Raw genomic sequence first — 20,871 nt, forward strand, 5'->3', positions numbered from 1 at the left:
TCTCTAGCATCTATACATCAGGGCGCCCAAACGGGCGCCTTTTTTATGGTGCCAAACGCTCACTAATAAAATCGATAAAGCTGCGCAGGCGGTTGCTGACTGCACTGTCGCTGTAATACACGGCATTGATCGGCATTGCTACCGGCAGGGTTTCAGCAACCAAAATCGGGACCAAATCGCCGCTATTGATATCTGCATCAATCATAAAATTCGACAGGCAGGCAATACCGTTGCCGTGCAGGCACAGGTGACGCTGGGTTTCACCACTGTTGGTGGTCAGGCCCGGGGTTATTTCCAATTGGCGGCCGTCGGCGCAGGCCAACGGCCAGCGGTTCAGACTGGGCAGGTCGTTAAAACCAATGCAGCAGTGCTGCTCTAATTCTTCTACCGTCTGTGGCGTGCCGTACTGCGCCAAATAGCGGGGGGAGGCGAGAACGCGCCGATAGCTGGTCATCAGCTTGCGTGCCTTCAGGCTGGAGTCGGTCAACTCACCGACACGGATGGCAATATCCACCTTACGCTCGATCAGATTGATAAAGTTCTCCGATGACACCAGCGACAGCGTCATCTCCGGGTAGAGCGCCCGAAACTCCGCCACCAGCGGCGTCAATACATGCAGTACTACCGGTGTCGCGGCGTCGACGCGTAGCAGCCCTTGCGGACGCTGACGGCTTTCCATCAGCGCATTCTCCGCCGCCGCCATATCACTCAGTACCTTCTGCACCTGACGGAAATAGTTCTCTCCTTCCTGCGTCAGGCTGATCTGGCGTGTCGTGCGGTTAAGCAACGTCACGCCCAGCTTGGTTTCCAGCTTCTTGACCGTACGGCTGACTACCGAATTCGCCTGAGCAAGCTGTTCTGCCGCCCGGCTGAAGCTGCCGCTTTCTACCACGGTGACGAAGGTGATGAGTTCATCGGAGTTCGCTTTCACTATTGCTCCTTTGGCAAAATTAATTTGATATTTTGAGCATTTTTATCATTTAAGCATAGGCCGATAATAGCCGTCATCAACCTGAACGCTATTTGGAGTAAAAAAGATGCCTCTCGCATTACTTGCATTGACCATCAGTGCCTTTGCTATAGGTACGACGGAATTTGTGATTGTCGGACTGATCCCGACGATTGCAGAGCAGTTAGGGGTAACTGTGCCGTCCGCCGGGCTGCTGGTGACTATTTATGCTATCGGCGTGGCCATTGGCGCGCCGGTGCTGACGGCGTTAACCGGCCGTGTACCGCGCAAGCTGCTGCTGATCAGCCTGATGGTGCTGTTCACCCTCGGTAACCTGTTGGCCTGGCAGTCGCCAGGCTACGAGTCGCTGGTGATAGCTCGTCTGCTGACCGGTCTGGCCCATGGGGTGTTCTTCTCAATCGGTTCTACCATTGCTACCAGCCTGGTGGCGAAAGAGAAGGCCGCCTCGGCGATTGCCATCATGTTTGGTGGCCTGACCGTGGCGCTGGTGACTGGGGTGCCCTTGGGGACCTTTATCGGCCAGCACTTTGGCTGGCGTGAAACCTTCCTGGCAGTATCACTGATTGGCGTAATAGCCACCGTGGCCAGCGCTATTTTGGTGCCAAACAACATTAAAAATCAGGCCAGTGCCAGCATTAAGGACCAGTTCAAAGTGCTGACGCATCCTCGCCTGTTGCTGATTTACGCCATTACTGCACTGGGTTACGGTGGTGTGTTCACTACCTTCACCTTCCTGGCGCCGATGATGCAGGAACTGGCGGGCTTCTCCGCTCCGGCAGTCAGTTGGATCCTGCTGGCCTACGGTATTGCGGTGGCGATTGGTAACATTTGGGGCGGTAAACTGGCGGATCGTCACGGTGCCGTGCGCGCATTGAGCTTTATTTTCGCCGCTCTGGCCGTTCTGTTGCTGGTGTTCCAGTTCACTGCCAGCCACAGCATTGCCGCGTTGCTGACGGTGATCGTCATGGGGGTGTTTGCCTTTGGTAATGTTCCGGGTCTGCAGGTGTATGTGGTACAAAAAGCCGAGCAGTACACGCCAAACGCGGTGGATGTGGCTTCCGGCCTGAACATTGCGGCCTTTAACGTGGGTATTGCCCTTGGCTCCGTGATCGGTGGTCAAACCGTGGCGACCTTGGGTCTGGCACAAATACCGTGGATTGGTGCGTTGATTGTGCTGGTGGCGCTGTTACTGGTGGGGGTCAGCGGCCGGCTGGATAAGAAGTACCGGCAGCAATTGGCCTGAACCTCATGGTTTTTTCTTCACTGGCCCGCATTTTGCGGGCCTTTTCGCATTTATGACACGCCGCCCCTAACCTTTACACACATATACTGTCAGAAGATTGAAATCCCTGTATCACGCCCCTATAACTGAAAGGGTATAACCCCTAAAAGCCATGCCGTCAGCCGAGGGCAGGCGTATAATCAATTCATTGTTGGCGGGAATGTCACCGCCAGTTTCATCCTAATGGGAAATAGGCGAATAGCGTGCCGAAACGAACTTATGCAATGAGGTATGTTGCAGGCCAGCCAGTTGAGCGAATTTTCCCTGGCGCCATCGACCAAGCGCTGCCGCCCGGGGCTGCATTGCCCACGTCCGGCGCGTTACGGGTCATGGTGTGGAATATCTTTAAACAGCAGCGGGCCGACTGGCTTTCGGTGCTGAAAAGCTATGGCAAGGATGCGCAACTGGTGCTGTTGCAGGAAGCGCAAACCACGCCTGAACTGGTGAGCTTTGCTACGTCAAACTATCTGGCAGCCGATCAGGTGCCGGCATTTGTGTTGCCGCAGCATCCTTCCGGCGTAATGACGCTGGCGGCGGCGCATCCGGTCTATTGTTGTCCGCTACGTGAACGTGAGCCTTTGCTGCGATTGGCCAAGTCGGCGTTGATCACCGTCTACCCGTTGTTTAACGGCCAGTTATTGATGGTAGTGAATATTCATGCGGTGAATTTCAGCCTGGGCGTGGACGTTTACAGTAAGCAACTGGGGCCAATTGGTGAGCAGATTGCCCATCACCATGGGCCGGTGATCATGGCCGGGGATTTTAATGCCTGGAGCCGTAAACGAATTAATGCGCTTTATCAGTTCGCCAGTGATATGGCGCTGCGTGAGGTGAATTTCACCGATGATCACCGTCGCAAGGCTTTTGGCCGCCCACTGGATTTTGTGTTTTATCGCAACATGGGGGTGGCAGAGGCTTCGGTTCTGGTGACCAGCGCCTCGGATCATAACCCACTGCTGGTGGAGTTTCATCCAGAGGCCGACAAACCGCACTGGTAATGTTCACCTCTGTATTCAGGACGGGTCACAGACAATAAAAAAGCACCCCGAAGGGTGCTTTTTTTGTGCCGAAAATTTAGGTATCCGGCGACGTTTTATCGCTGACAAACAAGGTCAATTTCAGACCCGGTTGCAGGCTGCTGTTAGCCTTGGCAAGCGTTGAGTTCCAACGCATCACGTCGTTAATATCGACGCCGTGACGACGTGCAATACTGGCAAGCGAATCACCTTTACGAACCTGATAGGTGATACTGCTGTTACTGCCGGTGTTGCTGGCCACTTGCAGGGTTTGCCCAACTTTCAGCGTGCTCTTGGCACGTAAATTGTTCCAACTCTGCAAATCGCTGGACTTGATATTCAACCGCTTGGCAATGCCCGATACCGTATCGCCGGAGCGCACTTTATACGAGCTGCCACCAGTCAAACCGCTGTTCTTCGCCAACTGGGTAGTTGGTTGAGTCACGGCGATCTGGCCATCGGCCAACGAGTCTTTCAGCTGATCGGCATGACCTTTGGGAACCATAATGTAGTGGGGCCCGTTGGGTGCCGTAACGCCTTTTTTGTAGCCTGGGTTGTAAGCTTTCATCTTGGTCAGTGAAAGCCCAGCCATCTCAGCCGCCTGAGTTAACTGTATTTGCTGCCCAACATCAATACGCGCCAGTGCACGGGTGTTATCAGTCTTAGGCAGATTGATACCGTACTTCTTGCTGTTTTTAATGATGTCGCTCAGTGCCAGCATTTTCGGGACATAAATTGACGTTTCACGTGGAAGCGACAATGCCCAGAAATTGGTTGGCTTACCCTGGCGTTTATTCGCCTTAACCGCCTGCATGACACGGCCTTCACCACTGTTATAAGCAGCAATGGTCAGTAACCAGTCACCCTTAAACATGCGGTTCAAATACTGCATCATATCAAGCGCAGCAGTTGTCGAGGCCACGACATCGCGTCGCCCGTCATACCACTGATTGTTTTTCAAACCATAATTCCGACCCGTTTGCGGCACGATTTGCCATAGCCCTGCGGCGTTGGCACTTGACGTGGCGTGGGGGTCAAAAGCGCTCTCCACTATGGGTAGCAGTACCAGTTCCATCGGCATATTGCGTTTCTTAATCTGCCCGACTATCCAGTACATGTACGGCTCTGCCCGTAATGTTACATCGTGGAGATAGCTCTTACTTTTTAGGTACTTTCTTTTTTGATCACGGATCCGGGAATTTTCCGGAACCTCCATCTTCAGCTCGTCGCTAATGAAGTTCCACAGGTTCTGTTGCGCGGCACCACTATTGTTATCTAGCCACCGCGCCGAGCTCGCTCGACCATTCGCTGTGTACTCTCCTGCTTCACCTTCTTGACCTGCCGAAGACAAACTCTGTGCATGCTGTTCTGGGGCCGGTGCGTCCTGCCTGGACGACTGGCACCCCACTAGCAAGACTGAGGCGAGAAATATCGCTTTAGCCTTCATGTGTGTGTCAATATAGTTGCTTAAAAGACGAGCAATCATACTTTGCTTCGCCAAACAACACAACTAAAAGCTCAGAAGTTGTCTTTTCGCAGGCGTAATTCGGAAAAAACTGAATGAAGGTGCTTTGGTGGCGTATGGAAGCCTAATTTCTTTTGTAAATCAGTGTCATGGCAGCGTAAAAATAGGTTAATTTTACGCTCTAATTGTAGCTGCGTAGGGACGCTGGGTTGGCCTTTTGCCCGTAACGCCTCGACTTGTTGCTGATATGTTTCAATCTGTCGATCTTCCGGCAAAATAGCCCGTGCAAACTTAAGATTTGAAAGCGTATATTCATGCGCGCAACAAACTAACGTGTTATCGGGAAGTTGCGCGAGCTGTTGAAATGAGTCGTACATTTGCTCGGCGGTCCCTTCGAAAAGCCTGCCGCAGCCGGCAGAGAAAATAGTGTCTCCGCAGAACAGATAAGGTGCGCTATAGAAAGCCACATGACCCAATGTATGTCCGGGAACCGCGATGGTGGCGAATTTTTGTCCGTTAATTTCGATGGTGTCGCCGTCATGAACGATGTGGTTAGCACCTTTGTCGGCGGTTTCCTGCGGGCCATAGACTTTCAGCCCGGGATAGCGCGCTGTAATTTGTGCAACGCCGCCAACGTGATCGTGGTGATGGTGGGTCAGCAGGATCGCATCAGGCGTCAGGTTCAGGCGATCCAGCGCTGCCAACACCGGTTGTGCCTCGCCGGGATCGACGATAGTGCAATGCCCCTGCTGGTTATCCAATAACCAAATGTAATTGTCCTGGAAGGCGGGAATACTGATAAGATTCATGTTGGACCTCTCGTTGGCAACGGCTTGAAAGAAGATAATAAATCATGAAACCAGCCCATACTCTACAAAAGCTCACCGGCCCACAGTCCTGGGCGGAGTTGCCGTGGGGGGAATACTATCGTGAGGCGCTTGAGCGGCAGTTGCAACCCTGGTGGTCGAAGCTGTTTGGTTTCCACCTGCTAAAACTCGGTAATCTCAGTGCCTGTCTGGCAACCGACAAATGCGCCATTTCTCATCAGGTGAATGTGGGTCTGGAAGGGGATAACCTGCAGGTGATTGGCGATGCCTACCAGCTCCCCTTTGCCGCCAAGTCGGTGGATGCCTGCCTGTTGGCGCATACGTTGTCTTATGCTGACGATCCGCACCGCATGCTGCGTGAGGTTGATCGCGTGTTGATCGACGACGGCTGGCTGGTGATCAGCACCTTCAATCCGTTCAGTCTACTGGGGTTAGGCAAGCTGGTTCCCGGGTTACGCCAACGTCAGCCTTACGTCAGCCGGATGTTTACCCAGATGCGCCTGTTGGACTGGCTGAGCTTGCTGAATTATGAAGTCCTGCATCAGTCGCGTTTTCACGTGTTGCCGTGGCAACGTAAAGGTGGGAAGTTTTTATGCACTCACTTACCGGCGCTGGGGTGCATGAGCGTGATTGTGGCGCGTAAACGCACCCTGCCGCTGACGCCAACACCGATGAAGTTCGGTGCCAGGAAGCCTGCTCTCAGCCGCGCCGTCGGCGCGACCAAGAGTTATCGCAAACTGCCTTAACTTTCCGGTTTATAACCGACGTCATCCTGGGTTGGATTACCGGCCGCATCGCGCGCCAGCACGTCGCAGCGTTCGTTTTCCGGATGGCCGGCATGGCCCTTGACCCATTCCCATTTGATGGTGTGGCGCTGAATGGCCAAATCCAATCGCTGCCATAAATCGACATTCTTGACCGGTTTTTTGTCGGCCGTTTTCCAGCCGCGCTTTTTCCAGTTGTGGATCCAAGTGGTAATGCCCTGGCGCACATACTGGCTGTCGGTGCTCAGAACCACTTCGCAAGGGGTGGTCAGAGCTTCCAGCGCGACAATCGCCGCCATCATCTCCATGCGGTTGTTGGTGGTCAGGCGGAAGCCCGCGCTGAAGGTTTTTTCAGTCTGCTTATAACGCAGTATTGCGCCATAACCACCGGGGCCCGGGTTGCCAAGGCAGGAGCCGTCGGTGAAAATTTCTACCTGTTTGAGCATCTCTGGTAGACTCTTCCTATCAGTTTTATAAAAGCCAAGTCTGACATAAACACGCGCTGCGAGCACTGCAATATGATCTCTACAACCACCAGACAGATTGTCCTCGATACCGAAACCACCGGTATGAATAAACTCGGGGTGCATTACGAAGGCCACCGCATCATTGAAATTGGTGCACTGGAAGTGATTAACCGCCGTCCGACCGGCCGTCACTACCACGTCTACATCAAGCCGGATCGGCTGGTGGATCCTGAGGCCTATGGGGTTCACGGCATCAGCGATGAGTTCCTGGCGGATAAACCGACCTTTGCCCAGATTGCCGATGAGTTTATCGACTTTATCCGCGGTGGCGAGTTAGTCATCCATAACGCGGCGTTCGACATCGGCTTTATGGATCACGAATTCCGCATGCTGCAGCAGGGCATCCCGAAGACCGATACCTTCTGTACCATCACCGACAGCCTGTTAATGGCGCGCCGCCTGTTCCCGGGCAAGCGCAACAACCTCGATGCCCTGTGTGGCCGCTACGAGATAGACAACAGCAAGCGTACGCTGCACGGCGCGTTGCTCGATGCCGAGATCCTGGCGGAAGTCTATCTGGCGATGACCGGCGGTCAGACGTCGATGGCATTCCAGATGGAAGGCGATACGCAGAATAATAATTCAACGCAGGACATTCAGCGCATTGTGCGTCCGGCGACGACGATGAAAGTGGTCTACGCCAGCGATGAAGAAGTGGTGGCTCACGAGGCACGTCTGGATTTGGTGGCGAAAAAGGGCGGCAGTTGCCTGTGGCGTACAGAAGTGGAATAACGCTGTTTTAATCTGGGCAGATAATCTTTTGCCCCTGTTAGCTGAAAAACTGTGCAAACGGTTCATTTGGTAAGAGAAAGGCATTGACGCCATAGTGGCTCAACCGTAATATGCGCCTCGTTCCTCTCGAAAGAGAAGAACGGCGCGGAGCGGTAGTTCAGTTGGTTAGAATACCTGCCTGTCACGCAGGGGGTCGCGGGTTCGAGCCCCGTCCGTTCCGCCAACATTCAGAAGCCCTGAGTTAGCAATAACTCAGGGCTTCGTTGTTTTTAATCTTTGCTTAATTCTGCCTTGGCAAAGGTCACTGCCTGGTTGGCTGCCCATTCGCGGCGGGCAATGATTCGATAACCTCCCCCACCCAGTGCCGCACCGATAAACCAACTGAAGTTAGCCACCTGATGCAGGCCCGGCGTAAAGCTGATGGCCAGCCCGATCGCCACGGCCGGCACCAGTGCCCAAATCGCATTCGGATTGAAGCCGTTCTTGTACCAGTAACGGCCGTTTGGCGTGGCGTTATACAGGTCGTCGACGTGCAGTTCGCCGCGCTTGATGATGTAAAAGTCCACCAACAGAATGCCGAACAGCGGGCCGATAAAGGCGGCCAGTACATCCAGCGTGTAATGAATCAGCTCGGGTGACTGGAACAGGTTCCACGGCGTCAGCAGGAATGAGCCGACGGCGGCGATCATCCCACCGGTGCGGAAGCTGATCTTCTGCGGTGAGCAGTTGGAGAAATCAAACGCCGGCGACACAAAATTGGCCACGATATTGATGCCGATGGTAGCGACAATCATGGTCAGCAAACCCAGGGCGACGGCGATATCGCTGTCGAGGCGGGTGACGGTTTCGATCGGATCGGTGATGAGCTGCCCAAACAGCGGCAGGGTGCCGGAAACGATCACCACGGTCACCAGCGAGAACAGCAGATAGTTGAAGGGCAGGCCCCAACGGTTACCGCGCTGCACTTCGGCAAAGCTTTTGCCATAGCGGGTAAAGTCACCGAAGTTAAGCAGCGGGCCGGAGAAGTAAGACACCACCAGCGCGGTAGCGGTCAACATCAGCCAACCCTGTTCACCGGTGCTCAGGGTTTTGCTCGACAGCGTGAGGGACAGGTTGGAAAAACCGACGCGGTAAACAATCCAGCCTGCCAGCGCGAACATCACCAGGTAAACGGCCGGTCCGGCGATATCGATAAAACGCTTAATGGCCTGCATGCCGTGCCAAAACACCATCGCCTGCAACAGCCACATGGTGATGTAACAGACCCAACCCAGTTGCGACAACCCGAGGAAATGCGGCTGGGTCATCGGCTCCAGCGACGGGAAGAATTTCAGCAGCGTCAGCATCAGTGCGTTGGAAGCCAGATAGGTTTGGATGCCGTACCAGGCGAAGGCGATCATGCCACGGATCACCGCCGGAATATTGGCACCGAACACGCCAAACGCCTGACGGCTTAAAACGGCGTAGGGCACGCCGCCGAGCTGGCTGGGTTTAGCCACCAGGTTGGCGCAAAACTGCACGATGCAAATCCCCACCAGCAGACAAATCAAGACCTGCCAGCTCGACAACCCGAGGGCGAAGAAGCTGGCGGCCACCACATAGCCGCCCATGCTGTGCACATCCGACATCCAGAAAGAAAAGATGTTGTACCAACTCCAGTTCTGGTCACGCGTGGGGGCCAGGTCGTCGTTACACAGCTTGGGACTGTAGTTTTCATTAGGGTTTGGCATAAATCGTGCTCCTCTCAAGAACGTCACCCGGATGTTGTTATCTGTTTTTTGGCAAAGATTGCTGAGAGGGCTTTTGCAGGATCCAGGCCAGACTGCTCATTTTTGTATACAAGAGATATTATTCTTGTATACGATTTGATTATCTAAGGGGACGGGGAGCAGCAAAATGATCGGTACAGCGATCGGCACCAATGCCGCGTGGCATGGGCAGCAGGCCAGTTATTTCATTGAAGATAAAGACGATCATATTTACAACTCACTGGTGAAGGCGATTGTTGAGCATCGGTTGCTGCCCGGCAGCAAATTGCCGGAAGAAGCGTTGGCGGAGACCTTTGGTGTCAGCCGCACCGGTATCCGGCGGGTGCTGCAGCGCCTTGCCGCAGTGCAATTGGTTACCCAACTGCCCAAACGTGGTGCACAGGTCGCCACGCCGGGGCAGGGCGAAGCGGCGAATGTTTTCCAGACGCGAAAAATGCTGGAGTGCGCCAATCTGCCGCAGGTGATTGCCCACTGCCGTGAAGAGCACCTGTTGGTGATGGAACAGATAGTGGCGCAGGAGCAGCAGGCCCACCGCGATCAGGACGGTGCGGCGGCGATCCGCCTGTCCGCCGCGTTTCACGTTCAACTGCAGGCGATCGCCGGTAATCAGGTGCTGACCGAGATGGTTTCACTGCTCACCCTGCGTTCATCGTTGGTGATAGCCGTTTACGGCTCTCCCTGGCAGCAGGGCTGTCGCTGCCACGATCACAGTGATTTGCTGATGTTACTGCGCGACAAAGACAGCGCGGCGCTGGCGGATCATATGGCCCGTCATTTTGACGACATTGTGGCCAATCTGCGGTTTGACCAGGCTGTAAATGAAACGCCAGATTTCGCCCAAATCTTTGCCGAATCCGGCACGCGGGAGTCGCTATGACCGCGGGCTGCATCATTCAGGTCATCAATCCGAACACCAGCCGGAGCATGACCGAAACCATTGCTGTGGCAGCCCGATCGGTGGCCGCACCCGATACCGAGATCCTGGCGGTCTGCCCGCAGGAAGGGGTGCCATCAATAGAAGGGCATTTTGACGAAGCCATTGCTGCCATCGGCGTATTACAGCAGGTGAAGTTGGGACGAGAGGCGGGTGTCAGCGGCCATGTCATCGCCTGTTTTGGCGATCCGGGCCTGCTGGCGGCGCGGGAGTTGGCAAACCGGCCGGTGATTGGCATCGCCGAGGCGGCCATGCATATGGCGACGCTGGTGGCGACGCGTTTTTCCATTGTCACCACCTTGCCGCGTACGTTGGTTATTGCGCGGCATTTACTGCATCAATACGGTTTTGAGCGCCACTGCGCCGCACTGCATGCGATCGATCTGCCGGTATTGGCGCTGGAAGACGGCAGCGGTCTGGCGCAGCAAAAGGTGCGTGAACACTGTATTCAGGCAAAACAACAGGACGGCAGCGGGGCGATTGTGCTCGGGTGCGGCGGCATGGCCGATTTGGCGCGTGAGTTGACTCAGGAACTGGGGATCCCGGTGATCGACGGCGTCAGCGCCGCGGTAAAAATGATCGAGTCGTTGCATGCGCTCGGCCTGAACACCAGCAAACACGGCGATCTGGCTTTTCCGCAGGCCAAACCCCTGTCCGGTATGTTTGGCGGTTTTAACCGGTAATCAGTAAAGGGAAACAGCGATGAGTGACTACCAGTTCAACCAGGATTATCCCCGTGATTTGATCGGCTACGGTGGCCAGCCACCCCATGCTCGTTGGCCGGGACAGGCGCGGATCGCGGTGCAGTTTGTCCTCAACTACGAGGAAGGGGCGGAAAATAGCGTGCTGCACGGCGACGCCGGTTCTGAACAGTTTCTCTCCGATATTATCGGCGCGGCCAGCTACCCTGAACGGCATATGTCGATGGAGTCCCTGTACGAATACGGTTCTCGCGCCGGGTTCTGGCGTATCCATAATGAGTTTCAGCGCCGTGGCCTGCCGTTGACGGTGTTTGGTGTGGCGATGGCGCTGGCGCGTAATCCGTTGGTGGTTGAGGCAATTAAAAATGCCAATTATGACGTGGTCAGCCATGGCTGGCGCTGGATCCACTACCAGCACATGGACGAAGCGACCGAACGGCAGCATATGCAACAGGCGATCGCGGTATTGCGCGATCTGTTCGGCAAGGCACCGCTCGGCTGGTATACCGGCCGCGACAGCCCGAACACCCGCCGGTTGGTGGTGGAGCAAGGTGGACTGTTGTACGACAGCGATTATTACGGTGATGACCTGCCGTTCTGGACCGAGGTGCAGTGTGCCAACGGTGAGACGAAGCCGCATTTGATCGTGCCTTATACGCTCGAGGCTAACGACATGCGCTTTGCTTCGCCGCAGGGGTTTAACACCGGTGAGCAGTTCTTTACCTATCTGAAGGACAGCTTTGACGTGCTGTATGCCGAAGGGGCGGAGTCGCCGAAGATGTTGTCTATCGGCATGCATTGCCGTTTACTCGGGCGTCCGGGCAAGTTCCGCGCGTTGCAGCGTTTCCTGGACTATATCGAGCAGCACGATCGGGTCTGGGTATGTCGCCGGCAGGATATCGCCGACCATTGGCTGGCGCAGCACCCGTTCAAGCAATAAAGAAAGGGCCGATACGGCCCTGAATTTTTACGCCACCGAAAGGGTTCGATGACCAACGGGATCCTGGCTCGGCCTGACAACAATTTCAATGTCATAGCCGAGGCGGTTGAGACAATCCATCAACTTTTTTTCCGACATGTTGAAAAATTTACCGTTATACAGGGCAGAGACGCGCGCCTGTGGCAGGTTCATGCGTTTGCCCGCTTCAGCCTGATTGAGACCTAATTGTTTGATGGTACTGATGATCTGGATAGCGAGATCGGCTTTTAGTTGCAGATTGTCGGCATCAGGCAGATTTAAATCGGCAAAAATGTTATCCGAGCCGAGCTCAAAATCATTTTCGTCATATTTTGCCATTTTTCATGTCCTCATAAACCTGTTTGGCTCTATTAAGGCGAGACTTGATGAGTTCAATATCCGCTTTTGGCGTCGCTACACCTGTCTTGGATTTTTTCTGAAAGCAGTGCAGCACAAACACGGCATCCTCAAATCGTAGGGTATAAACCGCTCGGTAGGTATTACTGTCATGGTCTTCTACGACTTCCAATACGCCTGCGCCTTGAAACCCCTTGAGAGCCTTCACGCCAGGGGGGATTAATCCGGCCTGCGCGCAATGAAGGGAATAACCGACGGATTTAATGACCTCATCCGGCAGCGAAAGCAGATCTTTTTTGCTGCTGGCGATCCATACCAACTGTCTTACCCGATGTGTGTCCATGAACGATCACTCCTTGATCATATTTTTGGATTATTACACAACTGATATAAAGCGGCAATGCGGGAAGGGAGGTTGGGCGGAGTGACCTCCGCCCGAAGGATCAGAACAGGACGGAGTAGTTCAGGCCAAAGGTGCGGCCGCGGCCTTTATAGCTGTAAAGCTCTGGCGAGCCGTAAGTTGGGCTATAAAGGATCGGTGCGCGCTGGCCCCAGACCGTGGTGTATTCCTTGTCCAGCAGGTTCTCTACGCTGAAGCTGACTTTACCCACTGGCAGGGCATAGCTGCCGAGGAAATCGATGGTGTTGTAGCCATCAATCTTGCGGCCCTGAGTGGAGCCGGCCTTGGTGTAGTCGCCGTCATCCGACACGTCGAAGCTCTGCTGTGACTGCAGGCGCAGGTTCCAGTCGCCCGGTGCCCAGCCAACATAGGCGGTGACTTTCGACGGGCTGGCGGTGTCCACCAGCAACTTTTTCCACTCGCCGTTGACCTTGGTCTCGGAGCGAATGAAGTTGAAGTTGGTGCCCGCACTCCAGTCACTGTCTTCGAAGAAGTAATCGACCGCGCCTTCTACCCCATAGATACGACGCTTATCCGAATTGACGTTAATGGTCATGTCGGTTTTGTTGATCGAAATACTCTTATCGGACAGAGAATAATAGCCGGCGATCTGCGTGCGCAGGTTGTCGCCGGTATAGCGCCAGCCGAGCTCATAGGAGTTAACCTTGATGCCTTCCAGCTTGGAATCGCCGACGTTGACGCTTTTGTTCAACTGATAGTGGCCGTTGTTCAGCGAATAAGTGCCGTTGCCGTAATATTTGCCCGGATCCGGAATTTCGTAGCCCTGTGAGAAGTTGACCCAGGTCTGTTGACGTTCGGTCAGGTGCGCCAGCAGGCCGGCGTTGAACAGGGCGTTGTTGTAGTCGGTTTTCCCGCCTGGGATCGCATCCGCTGAGGTTGCACCGCCGGTAGCGATGGCCTGCTGTTGGTTATAGCCGACAAAGTCATCAATCTTGTTTTCGGTGTACTGATAACGCACACCGCCGCTCAGGGTAAAGATCGGGTTGATGTCGTAACTGGCCTGCATAAAGGTGGCCAGATTGCTGGTGGTATAACCCGGATAGCGGCCGGTGTTATAGGCATTTTCCAGCGTCATACCGCCGGATTGCTGCGCCTTTGCCAGATTGAAGAACTGCTGATTGGAGTTAAAGCTTTCATGCTCGGCGTCGATGCCGTAGGTCAGCGTCAGGGCGTCGATCGGTTTACTGTTCAGCGTCAGCTTGCCGCCGTAAAAATCGGTTTTCTGCTGTGAGGCACCGATGCTGCTGACATAGTAGTCCGGCGCTTTGCCCGCCAGCGTCGGGAACGGATAGAAGGTCAGCGACTCATCGCGATAATAAACCTGAGCGACCAGATCCTGCCCGAGGAAATCGGTGTTGGAGTATTGCAGGTTAATCAGGTGGCGTTCGGTGCCTGGAATACGATCCGAATTCAGGTCACCGCTGTTGTACGCCTTGGCGCTGCCGGTAACGGCCGCGAAATTCTCCCCCAGATACAGGCCGTGGTCACCATCGGACTGGCTTTTGTAATACTGGGTGGTCAGCTGCAACTGCTGGTGATCGTCAATATTAATGGTGCCGGTACCCATCACGTCGAGACGATCGGAATACTGCAGGCCGGTCTGGGTATTGTCGATCAGGACTTCATTGCCTTTGCCATCGTACCAGCCGCCGTAACGCTGGTAAGAGACCGACAAGCGGCCCGAGGCATTGTCGTTGCCACCGCTGACCGCCGCCGCTACGTTCTCATCGTGGTCGTTATGGCCGCCAAAGCCGGTTTTGCCGCCGACCTGTAGCTCAACCTGCTGCTCTTTCTGGCCCTTTTTGGTGACGATGTTGATCAAACCGCCGGTGCTGCCGCCGCCGTACAGCGAGGTGGCACCGGAGATCACTTCAATGTGGTCGATGTTAAACGGGTCGATCGAGTCCAACTGGCGGCTGTCGCTGCGTGAAGAGTTCAAACGCACGCCGTCGATCATCACCATCATCGAACGGCCGCGCAGGTTCATGCCGTAGTTGGTACGGCCCTGACCGCTGACGTCCATCCCTGGGATCAACTGCGCCAGCATGTCCTTGATCTCTTTGCCACCCTGTACCTGTTGCTCAATTTCCTGGCTTTCAATCACCCAGGTGGTCTGCGCCATTTCTGCCACGGAACGGTGCGAGCGGCTGGCGGAAACCACCATTTGCTCTTCGCTTTTTTGTTCTTCTGCCCAGGCTGCTGCGGGTGCGATCATCGCCAGCAGACAAGGATTTAATACCCAGAGGTGTTTGCGCTTCATCATTATTTTCCAGTGGTTCCCATCATTGGTGTGTAGTTAAAACTCGGTGTAATTGAGCATGGCGTGATCGGCACGGGCTGGGGTGCCCGGCTGCCGACTGCGCCATTGGATCACCGCCGGGGTGGACGTTAAATCGAACTGGTCCCGTCCTAAAGCCCGGTTGAGAATACGAGCCGATCGCCAGGCCATCAGGCTGAGCTGGGGTTCGGCGATGCCGTGACTGTGCATGCCGGCGTTAACCGCAAACAGGCAGTTTTCCTTGGGGCCTTCCCATTCGAGGGTGAAGTCGGGGGCCACGCGATACTGGTCATCGGCCGTGGTCAGCAGACGATCCGCCAGCGGCTCGAGGAAAGCCGGGCGATCCTGCTGATAGCCAGTGGCGAAGATCACCACGTCGGCATCGAAAGTTTCCTTACCCTGATCGAGATGGTGATGAGTCACCAACTGCCAGCCGTTGCCTGCGGCCTGGATCGCCGCCAGTGAGCGGCTTGGCAGCAAGTGCGCCCAGGGTTTCTCACGCAGCACTTCAAACTGGTGATACATAGCGCGGTAAATTGCCAGCAGCGAATCGCTGGTGATGCCGTCGGAGGTCATCTTCTGCTCGGTCAGCATGCGCTGCTTGGCGCTGTCGTTCAGGCCATAGAAGCTGTCGACGTAGTCCGGCGTGAAGTACTCGTTGGCGAAGGCGGCTTCGTCCAGCGCGTTATAGTTGTTGCGACGTGAGATCCAGTTCAACTGCGCCGGCTGGCCCCATTCGGCGCGGAAGATGTTCAGGAACAGATCGGCACCGCTCTGGCCGCCGCCGACGATGGTGACGCGCTTGCCGGTCAGGTCCGGGTTGCGCAGCGTCATCTCACTGGCGTGGAAGCAGCGGTCGTTCTGTTCGGTGACGCAGTCCGGCAGCTTGATGCGTTTGCCGATACCCAGACAGACGTGGCGCGCCCGGTAGGTGGCTCGCGGGGTGGTGACGACAAATTGGCGCTGCTGGTCGTCAAAATCCACGCTTTCAATTTCCTGGCTGAACTCGAGCGATTTCAGGCCATTGGCGGCCCAGTCGAGGTAGTCGGCGAACTCTTCACGCGATACCGTGCGCAGTTCGGTGGTCAGGAAACGGTAAAATTTCTTCCGTTTCACCAGATAGTTAATAAAGCTGTAGGGATTGGTCGGCGATACCGCGCTGACCAGATCCTTCAGGAAACTGGTCTGCATATGGCAGTCCGGCACCATCATGCCGGGGTGCCAGGAAAAGTGCGGTTTGCGCTCGAGAAACTTCATGTTAAAACCGGCAACTTCACTGCCCAGTGCGGCAATGCTGAGGTTGAACGGGCCTACGCCAATGCCGATGAAATCCAGGGGCTGATTCATTGGGCAAGCTCCTTGGTGACCAGGTAAAGAGGGTTATCCAGATCCTGCAGATAGTTTGGCAACATACGGCTGCCGCCATCCTGCTCCGAGTAAGTGAGTTTCACCGGGTTGAGCACCACGCGAATGATTTGCGGTTTAAACAAATCAAACAGGGCAAAACGTTCCGCCATCTCCGGGTGCTGTGCCATATAGCTTTCCAGCACCTGCGCCAGCAGTTGATAGAAACGCGGTTCACTGACCCCGCAGGCTTGCATCAACGGTGAGATAAAACGCAGCACGGTGACGAAATGCCCGGTTTGCAAATCATGGATCAGATAGTCGGCGGACAGACGCACAGTGACGTCTTTCACCACTTTCGGCAGCGAAGCCGCTTCGGGGAAGTCCTGATCCACCAGGCGCATATCCCCCTGGAAGTCTTTCAACAGCACGCGCTGCGGCACCTGGTCTTTCATCACCAGCGTGATGTTCTGCCCGTGGGCGATCAGCGCCACGCCGTAGCGGCACATCAGGTGGTACATCGGCAGCACCACCACGCGGAACATCTGTTGCAGCCAGGCTTCGGCGTCGAGAGCGGAATTGGCAATATAGGCGGCGATCAACGGTTGGCCGAGGTTGTCGGTTTCCATCAGCGTCGCCATCAAAATGGCCTGTTCGCCTTCCTGCAGATAACAAGAAGGGTTCTCGCGCCAGATCACCCCCAGCATTTCCTGATAGCGGTAGGGCGCCTTGGTCAGCGAAGCGTAGGTTGGATGAGTCATGTAACCTGCCGCCGGTTCGCCAAGGATCTCGGCCCCGCTGGTACGCAGCGTGCTGTCTTCGGCAAAAATCTGTTGTAGCCAGCGGGAAGCGGCCGGTCCGGCGCTGATATATTTGCCAGGAATGCCGCGATAACACGAGGTGTTGTAAATTGTCAGCGGCAGCTTGATGTCGAATGCGGAGCGGCGGCTGATGTTGGTCAGGGTGCGCAACGATTGCTGGGCCAGATAGCTGTCGCCGAACTCACCCAGCTCCACCAGTTCCCCTTCGGCCAGCTGCGGCAGGAAGTGCAGGGCGATTTTTTGCTGCCACTGCCACGGGTGCAGTGGCACCGGGATCCAGTCTTGGGTCAGTTTCAGCTCGCGCCAGCGGCGGTCAAAGCGCTGACGTTCGGCGCTATCCATGGCGCTATCCAGCAGATTGGCCAGCGGATAGGCTTCATCAGCACACCAGACGAAGCTGCCACGTTTGGCTGCTACCCAGTGCAGCCGGAACTGGCCCTGGTATTCCGGCGCATACTGCTGCAGCGCGGTCAGCCCCCAACCGCGACGGCCTTTGTTAAAGATAAACTTGGGATGTCCTGCCAGCAGACATTGCAGCGCATCGGCGTCCAGTGCGATCAGATCCTGTGCGCTCATACCGTGGCGGGCAGACAGCAACTGCATATCGCCGCGCAGTGTGGCGTACAGGTCTTCCAGATGTTCGGCGACCTGCGCATCGTCCATCTTCAACACCTGTGCCAGTTGGCGCAGCGTTTGGTCGGCGGCTAACGGCGATTGATCGCAGACCAGCGTAGTCGGATCGATGTGCAGCCAACCCCAGATACCGCGTTCGGCGCTGAAGCGGTAGTGGGCATCGCCCAGCGCAATGCGCCATTGTCCATCCTGTTGTTCGGCGTGCAGCGTGCGTTCGTATTCCAGTTCGGCCAGGATCTTGGCGATCATCTGGCGGTTAACGCGCTGCCAGTCGGCGTAATCAGGGGTCATCATACGCAAGCCTCCCGGAAGAATTCATCACGCTGATTCATTATCAAACGCGAACGTTTATGTGGGAAATCAAACTCTTTAAGGGTGTGATAGCCGGCGGCAGGCAGGTGGCGGAACAGCCGCTGATTGTCAGCGCGCGGCTCGGCGACCACTCGCGTGGTGCGTGGCTCATCCAGATACAAGTAATGCGTCAGGCCGCGTAGCCAACTGCGGATGTACTGTGCGCCGCGGCAGTCTTCCTCACCGACCAGCATATGCAGCCCGCGATCGAATGGCTGCCAACGGTAGTGACGGCCAATGCGATCCTCCGGCGCCCAATAAACTTCGAAATAACCGAACGGGCGATCGTCAAAGCAACCCAGCAGCGGGTAGCAGTAGCTGGAGTCCAGTTGACGCTGCAGGTAGGCGGCCTGGGTTTCGAGCGGGCCGCTCATTTCCCAGAAGGCATCGACACGCGGCGAGTTCATCCAGCGGGTGAATTGTTCGGCGTCGCGTTCCACTTCCGGCAGGCGGAAGCTCAGGGTCTTCTTCAATTGCGGATCGTAACGGCGATAGACCTCACCGCTGGGCCGTACCGGGCGCTGTGGAAACCACAGGCTGCGTTCAGCGTCATACTGCATCTGGCCAGAGGCACGGTTGCGTTCAGCAATGAGCCACAGTGGTAATTGATAAAAGGTTTCGCGCGCCAGATAGTCACTGCTGGCCAGGGCGAACAGTGCCTGCGCCTGCGGTTCTTCACGCCATTGCGCATAGGGCAAGGTGACACCGCTGAGCTGCGGTGCCGCTACCAATAACTGGTCCAGCGCCACTACCAGCCAGCCCTGCGGCAACGGGCCCGGATAGTGCAGCACGGCGCTGCCATCGAGACCGAAACCCAATTGCAACTCCTGTTCCAGCCGCTCACAGCGAAAACCGCTGCCGGCATGCATCAGTTTGGCGTGTGGCATCATTGGGCAGCCCCCTGGCGCAGCGGGTTAACGAAGTCGAAGTAAATCACCGCCGGATCGACGATGGTGTTTTCGTTATGGTCGTGCAGATAACAGAAGAAGTTGCCTTTGCAATTCCAGTGGCTGCTGTCGAGCACATAGTCCAGGCACAGAGTATTTTTGGCGCTGGCGCGCAGGCCGCTCAGTGCGTCGCGAACCCGGGCCATCAACGGTTCTTCACTGTCGAAACCGGCCGCGGCCAGCGCGGCGGTTACCGCCAGGCTGGAGTTCACCAGCAGGTAGTAAGGGAAGTAGCGCAGCAGTTGCTGTTCGCTGAAGCGGTTTTCCGCATCGGCTTCGCCAATTTCTTCCAGCCAGGGGCCAGCATCACGGGTAAAGCCGCTGCCCTGACAGTCGCGGTACAGCATGCCGATCGGCAAATCCTGCTGCATCTCAACCAAAATATTTTGCTGGTGAGCCAGCAACACCAGGCCGTAATCGGCTTCGGTGCTGAACAGCGGCAGCAGGACCTGTTGGCAGTAAGCGTCGAGCCAGGTGTGGGCGGCCTGTTGCAATGGCAGATTCAGACGGCTGGCCAAACGGCGTACCGCTGCAGCCAGCAGGCTGTCACCGCCATCCGGCGCGGCCTGGGTCAGCGTCACCAACACGTTGGTCTGGCTTTGTGGCTGATCGAACAGCAGGTTATCGCGCAGCGCCATCAGGCTTTCTTCCTGGATGGTGCCGTCCGCCGAACGCAGACCGGCCCAGCCGTCTTCCTGCATTACGCGGAAGGTCGGATAGCGCGCCTGCAACTGCTGCCAGCGTGATGTTTGCGCCAGACGTGCCAGGCGGATGCCGCGCTTCACTTCTTTTACTGACAGGGTGCGTACCGAGTTGGTCAGACGCACGCTGAGGGAAAACTTGATCATGTCGCGGTTGCTGGCGCTGTACAGCGAGCGCGAAGAGCTGGTTGGCAGCCAGCGTTCGCCGGCTTCGCCCAGATCGTGCAGCAGCCCCTGGGCCACCAGATCCTGACACCAGCTCTGGGTCAGCAAATGGTCGGCCTGCCAGGGATGCATCGGCAGCAGCCAGACGTCATCGCTAAAATGGGCCAGCAGCTGCGGGGCGCTTTCGGCGGCAAAACGTTGCAGGCGTTGCTGCAGCGTCAGGTTCAGGCTGTCACCGCACAGTTGGCGTTTATCCACGGCGAACCAACGCAGCGGGAAGCTGGCGCCAAAGTCCGGCAGATAACGGCGTGCCTGCTGTTGGTTGAACGGCTCATGAGACTTCGGTGCCGGGTGGAAGGCGTGACCGACCAGCAGGCCCTGTTCCGCCTGGGCGAAGTTCAGCGGCTTGTCGCGCAGCGCAGGCCAGTCCAGACGGATATCGATCGCCTGTTGGGTATTACCATGACTCTCCAGCACACGCTGACGAAAACGAGCGACCACGTCATCCGACAGTTCGCCTCTCACCGCCGGTTTTTCCAACATCAAGGAGATGAGCTGTTCCACGCTCAGCGCAACGCCGGCACCGTCATCTTGCTGATGCAGGTAGGCGGGGAACCGATATTGGTGATGCTGAGTGGGGGAGATATGGCGTAAAGCGATGCGAATAGCCTGAGAAGGCGAAAGTGGAATGTGGAGCTGCGGATGCTGTTGGTCGTTGGCTGGCGGAATGATTTGCCAGTCCCGGGTTTCACGCATCAATGCGTTGAGAAAACATTGTGCAGCCACGTCGGTCGTCGCGGTTTCAAACTGGATTGTCATGATCCCATTTCACTGTTGAATCAATTGAGAATGATTCTTATATCAATAATATTTATTGTTATCAATCGTCCTATGATACAATTTTTCAA

The 20,871-nt window shown here is 55.9% G+C and carries 19 protein-coding genes and 1 tRNA gene; 8 read left to right on the forward strand and 12 right to left on the reverse strand.

Annotation, left to right across the window (positions count from 1 at the left end; genetic code table 11):
* Positions 1-43 precede the first annotated feature (43 nt).
* Positions 44-931, reverse strand: coding sequence for a DNA-binding transcriptional regulator YafC (gene yafC, locus NHG65_RS04215; RefSeq protein WP_499182959.1), 888 nt, complete (start codon positions 929-931; stop codon positions 44-46).
* 106 nt (positions 932-1,037) lie between these two features.
* Between yafC and NHG65_RS04220 the strand changes: the two genes are divergently transcribed.
* A complete protein-coding gene (locus tag NHG65_RS04220) occupies positions 1,038-2,213 on the forward strand; it encodes an MFS transporter (RefSeq protein WP_499182960.1) in 1,176 nt (391 codons plus the stop codon).
* Between the two features lie 263 nt (positions 2,214-2,476).
* The gene (locus NHG65_RS04225) at positions 2,477-3,250 is read left to right on the forward strand and encodes an endonuclease/exonuclease/phosphatase family protein (protein WP_218165883.1); all 774 of its coding nucleotides are present in this window, start codon (positions 2,477-2,479) and stop codon (positions 3,248-3,250) included.
* 76 nt (positions 3,251-3,326) lie between these two features.
* Here the strand turns inward: NHG65_RS04225 and mltD are convergent, their stop codons facing one another.
* Together mltD and gloB are read right to left on the reverse strand one after the other, a co-directional pair.
* Complete coding sequence (gene mltD, locus NHG65_RS04230) at positions 3,327-4,715, reverse strand: murein transglycosylase D (RefSeq protein ID WP_176979060.1); 1,389 nt, start codon at positions 4,713-4,715, stop codon at positions 3,327-3,329.
* Positions 4,716-4,786: 71 nt separating this feature from the next.
* The gene (gloB, locus tag NHG65_RS04235; RefSeq protein WP_207976437.1) at positions 4,787-5,542 is read right to left on the reverse strand and encodes a hydroxyacylglutathione hydrolase; all 756 of its coding nucleotides are present in this window, start codon (positions 5,540-5,542) and stop codon (positions 4,787-4,789) included.
* 44 nt (positions 5,543-5,586) lie between these two features.
* On the opposite strand from gloB, the gene NHG65_RS04240 reads away from it, so the two are divergent.
* Entirely contained in the window at positions 5,587-6,306 is a 720-nt protein-coding gene (locus NHG65_RS04240) for a class I SAM-dependent methyltransferase (protein WP_099064964.1), read from the forward strand.
* Here NHG65_RS04240 and rnhA read toward each other — a convergent pair.
* Positions 6,303-6,770 carry a ribonuclease HI gene (rnhA, locus tag NHG65_RS04245; protein WP_099064963.1) on the reverse strand — a complete coding sequence of 156 codons (468 nt, stop codon included), beginning with the start codon at positions 6,768-6,770 and terminating at the stop codon, positions 6,303-6,305. The genes NHG65_RS04240 and rnhA overlap by 4 nt on opposite strands.
* A gap of 72 nt (positions 6,771-6,842) precedes the next feature.
* Between rnhA and dnaQ the strand changes: the two genes are divergently transcribed.
* The gene (gene dnaQ, locus NHG65_RS04250; protein ID WP_099064962.1) at positions 6,843-7,583 is read left to right on the forward strand and encodes a DNA polymerase III subunit epsilon; all 741 of its coding nucleotides are present in this window, start codon (positions 6,843-6,845) and stop codon (positions 7,581-7,583) included.
* Positions 7,584-7,729: 146 nt separating this feature from the next.
* Positions 7,730-7,806 (forward strand) — tRNA-Asp (locus NHG65_RS04255).
* A gap of 46 nt (positions 7,807-7,852) precedes the next feature.
* On the opposite strand, the gene NHG65_RS04260 is transcribed toward NHG65_RS04255, so the two are convergent.
* Positions 7,853-9,313 (reverse strand): NCS1 family nucleobase:cation symporter-1, encoded by a 1,461-nt coding sequence (locus NHG65_RS04260; protein ID WP_207976435.1) that lies wholly within the window; start codon positions 9,311-9,313, stop codon positions 7,853-7,855.
* A gap of 166 nt (positions 9,314-9,479) precedes the next feature.
* On the opposite strand from NHG65_RS04260, the gene NHG65_RS04265 reads away from it, so the two are divergent.
* The 3 genes from NHG65_RS04265 to puuE are packed head-to-tail and all read left to right on the forward strand — an operon-like array spanning position 9,480 to position 11,927.
* Entirely contained in the window at positions 9,480-10,229 is a 750-nt protein-coding gene (locus NHG65_RS04265) for a GntR family transcriptional regulator (protein WP_219015452.1), read from the forward strand.
* Positions 10,226-10,969, forward strand: coding sequence for an aspartate/glutamate racemase family protein (gene hpxA, locus NHG65_RS04270; protein ID WP_219015453.1), 744 nt, complete (start codon positions 10,226-10,228; stop codon positions 10,967-10,969). Before NHG65_RS04265 ends, hpxA begins: the two co-directional genes overlap by 4 nt.
* 19 nt (positions 10,970-10,988) lie before the next feature.
* A complete protein-coding gene (gene puuE, locus NHG65_RS04275) occupies positions 10,989-11,927 on the forward strand; it encodes an allantoinase PuuE (protein ID WP_219015454.1) in 939 nt (312 codons plus the stop codon).
* A gap of 27 nt (positions 11,928-11,954) precedes the next feature.
* On the opposite strand, the gene NHG65_RS04280 is transcribed toward puuE, so the two are convergent.
* The 7 genes from NHG65_RS04280 to NHG65_RS04310 all read right to left on the reverse strand — a co-directional run bounded on the left by NHG65_RS04280 (position 11,955) and on the right by NHG65_RS04310 (position 20,782).
* On the reverse strand, positions 11,955-12,284 hold the full coding sequence (locus NHG65_RS04280; protein WP_207976426.1) for a helix-turn-helix domain-containing protein: 330 nt from the start codon (positions 12,282-12,284) through the stop codon (positions 11,955-11,957).
* Positions 12,271-12,645 (reverse strand): type II toxin-antitoxin system RelE/ParE family toxin, encoded by a 375-nt coding sequence (locus tag NHG65_RS04285; RefSeq protein ID WP_099064956.1) that lies wholly within the window; start codon positions 12,643-12,645, stop codon positions 12,271-12,273. Before NHG65_RS04285 ends, NHG65_RS04280 begins: the two co-directional genes overlap by 14 nt.
* A 100-nt stretch (positions 12,646-12,745) precedes the next feature.
* Positions 12,746-14,983, reverse strand: a complete 2,238-nt coding sequence (locus tag NHG65_RS04290) for a TonB-dependent siderophore receptor (protein ID WP_099064955.1) — start codon at positions 14,981-14,983, stop codon at positions 12,746-12,748.
* A 36-nt stretch (positions 14,984-15,019) separates the two neighbouring features.
* Entirely contained in the window at positions 15,020-16,348 is a 1,329-nt protein-coding gene (locus tag NHG65_RS04295) for a lysine N(6)-hydroxylase/L-ornithine N(5)-oxygenase family protein (protein ID WP_499182961.1), read from the reverse strand.
* Positions 16,345-18,093 (reverse strand): aerobactin synthase IucC, encoded by a 1,749-nt coding sequence (iucC, locus tag NHG65_RS04300; RefSeq protein ID WP_499182962.1) that lies wholly within the window; start codon positions 18,091-18,093, stop codon positions 16,345-16,347. The genes NHG65_RS04295 and iucC overlap by 4 nt, the downstream gene beginning before the upstream one ends.
* The gene (locus NHG65_RS04305) at positions 18,090-19,040 is read right to left on the reverse strand and encodes a GNAT family N-acetyltransferase (RefSeq protein ID WP_099064952.1); all 951 of its coding nucleotides are present in this window, start codon (positions 19,038-19,040) and stop codon (positions 18,090-18,092) included. The genes iucC and NHG65_RS04305 overlap by 4 nt, the downstream gene beginning before the upstream one ends.
* Positions 19,037-20,782, reverse strand: a complete 1,746-nt coding sequence (locus NHG65_RS04310) for an IucA/IucC family protein (protein ID WP_099064951.1) — start codon at positions 20,780-20,782, stop codon at positions 19,037-19,039. The genes NHG65_RS04305 and NHG65_RS04310 overlap by 4 nt, the downstream gene beginning before the upstream one ends.
* Between the last annotated feature and the right edge of the window lie 89 nt (positions 20,783-20,871).

The sequence above is a fragment of the Serratia myotis genome (assembly GCF_027474885.1).
Lineage (GTDB): Bacteria > Pseudomonadota > Gammaproteobacteria > Enterobacterales > Enterobacteriaceae > Serratia > Serratia proteamaculans.

What these genes read in the sequence shown, in the direction of transcription:
- NHG65_RS04280 (WP_207976426.1), bottom strand. Translation starts at nt 12,284, where the DNA reads ATGGCAAAATATGACGAAAATGATTTTGAGCTCGGCTCGGATAACATT.
- puuE (WP_219015454.1), top strand. Translation starts at nt 10,989, where the DNA reads ATGAGTGACTACCAGTTCAACCAGGATTATCCCCGTGATTTGATCGGC.
- NHG65_RS04265 (WP_219015452.1), top strand. Translation starts at nt 9,480, where the DNA reads ATGATCGGTACAGCGATCGGCACCAATGCCGCGTGGCATGGGCAGCAG.
- NHG65_RS04290 (WP_099064955.1), bottom strand. Translation starts at nt 14,983, where the DNA reads ATGAAGCGCAAACACCTCTGGGTATTAAATCCTTGTCTGCTGGCGATG.
- NHG65_RS04295 (WP_499182961.1), bottom strand. Translation starts at nt 16,348, where the DNA reads ATGAATCAGCCCCTGGATTTCATCGGCATTGGCGTAGGCCCGTTCAAC.
- gloB (WP_207976437.1), bottom strand. Translation starts at nt 5,542, where the DNA reads ATGAATCTTATCAGTATTCCCGCCTTCCAGGACAATTACATTTGGTTA.
- NHG65_RS04260 (WP_207976435.1), bottom strand. Translation starts at nt 9,313, where the DNA reads ATGCCAAACCCTAATGAAAACTACAGTCCCAAGCTGTGTAACGACGAC.
- dnaQ (WP_099064962.1), top strand. Translation starts at nt 6,843, where the DNA reads ATGATCTCTACAACCACCAGACAGATTGTCCTCGATACCGAAACCACC.
- NHG65_RS04285 (WP_099064956.1), bottom strand. Translation starts at nt 12,645, where the DNA reads ATGGACACACATCGGGTAAGACAGTTGGTATGGATCGCCAGCAGCAAA.
- iucC (WP_499182962.1), bottom strand. Translation starts at nt 18,093, where the DNA reads ATGATGACCCCTGATTACGCCGACTGGCAGCGCGTTAACCGCCAGATG.
- NHG65_RS04305 (WP_099064952.1), bottom strand. Translation starts at nt 19,040, where the DNA reads ATGATGCCACACGCCAAACTGATGCATGCCGGCAGCGGTTTTCGCTGT.
- NHG65_RS04225 (WP_218165883.1), top strand. Translation starts at nt 2,477, where the DNA reads ATGAGGTATGTTGCAGGCCAGCCAGTTGAGCGAATTTTCCCTGGCGCC.
- mltD (WP_176979060.1), bottom strand. Translation starts at nt 4,715, where the DNA reads ATGAAGGCTAAAGCGATATTTCTCGCCTCAGTCTTGCTAGTGGGGTGC.
- rnhA (WP_099064963.1), bottom strand. Translation starts at nt 6,770, where the DNA reads ATGCTCAAACAGGTAGAAATTTTCACCGACGGCTCCTGCCTTGGCAAC.
- NHG65_RS04310 (WP_099064951.1), bottom strand. Translation starts at nt 20,782, where the DNA reads ATGACAATCCAGTTTGAAACCGCGACGACCGACGTGGCTGCACAATGT.
- NHG65_RS04240 (WP_099064964.1), top strand. Translation starts at nt 5,587, where the DNA reads ATGAAACCAGCCCATACTCTACAAAAGCTCACCGGCCCACAGTCCTGG.
- hpxA (WP_219015453.1), top strand. Translation starts at nt 10,226, where the DNA reads ATGACCGCGGGCTGCATCATTCAGGTCATCAATCCGAACACCAGCCGG.
- NHG65_RS04220 (WP_499182960.1), top strand. Translation starts at nt 1,038, where the DNA reads ATGCCTCTCGCATTACTTGCATTGACCATCAGTGCCTTTGCTATAGGT.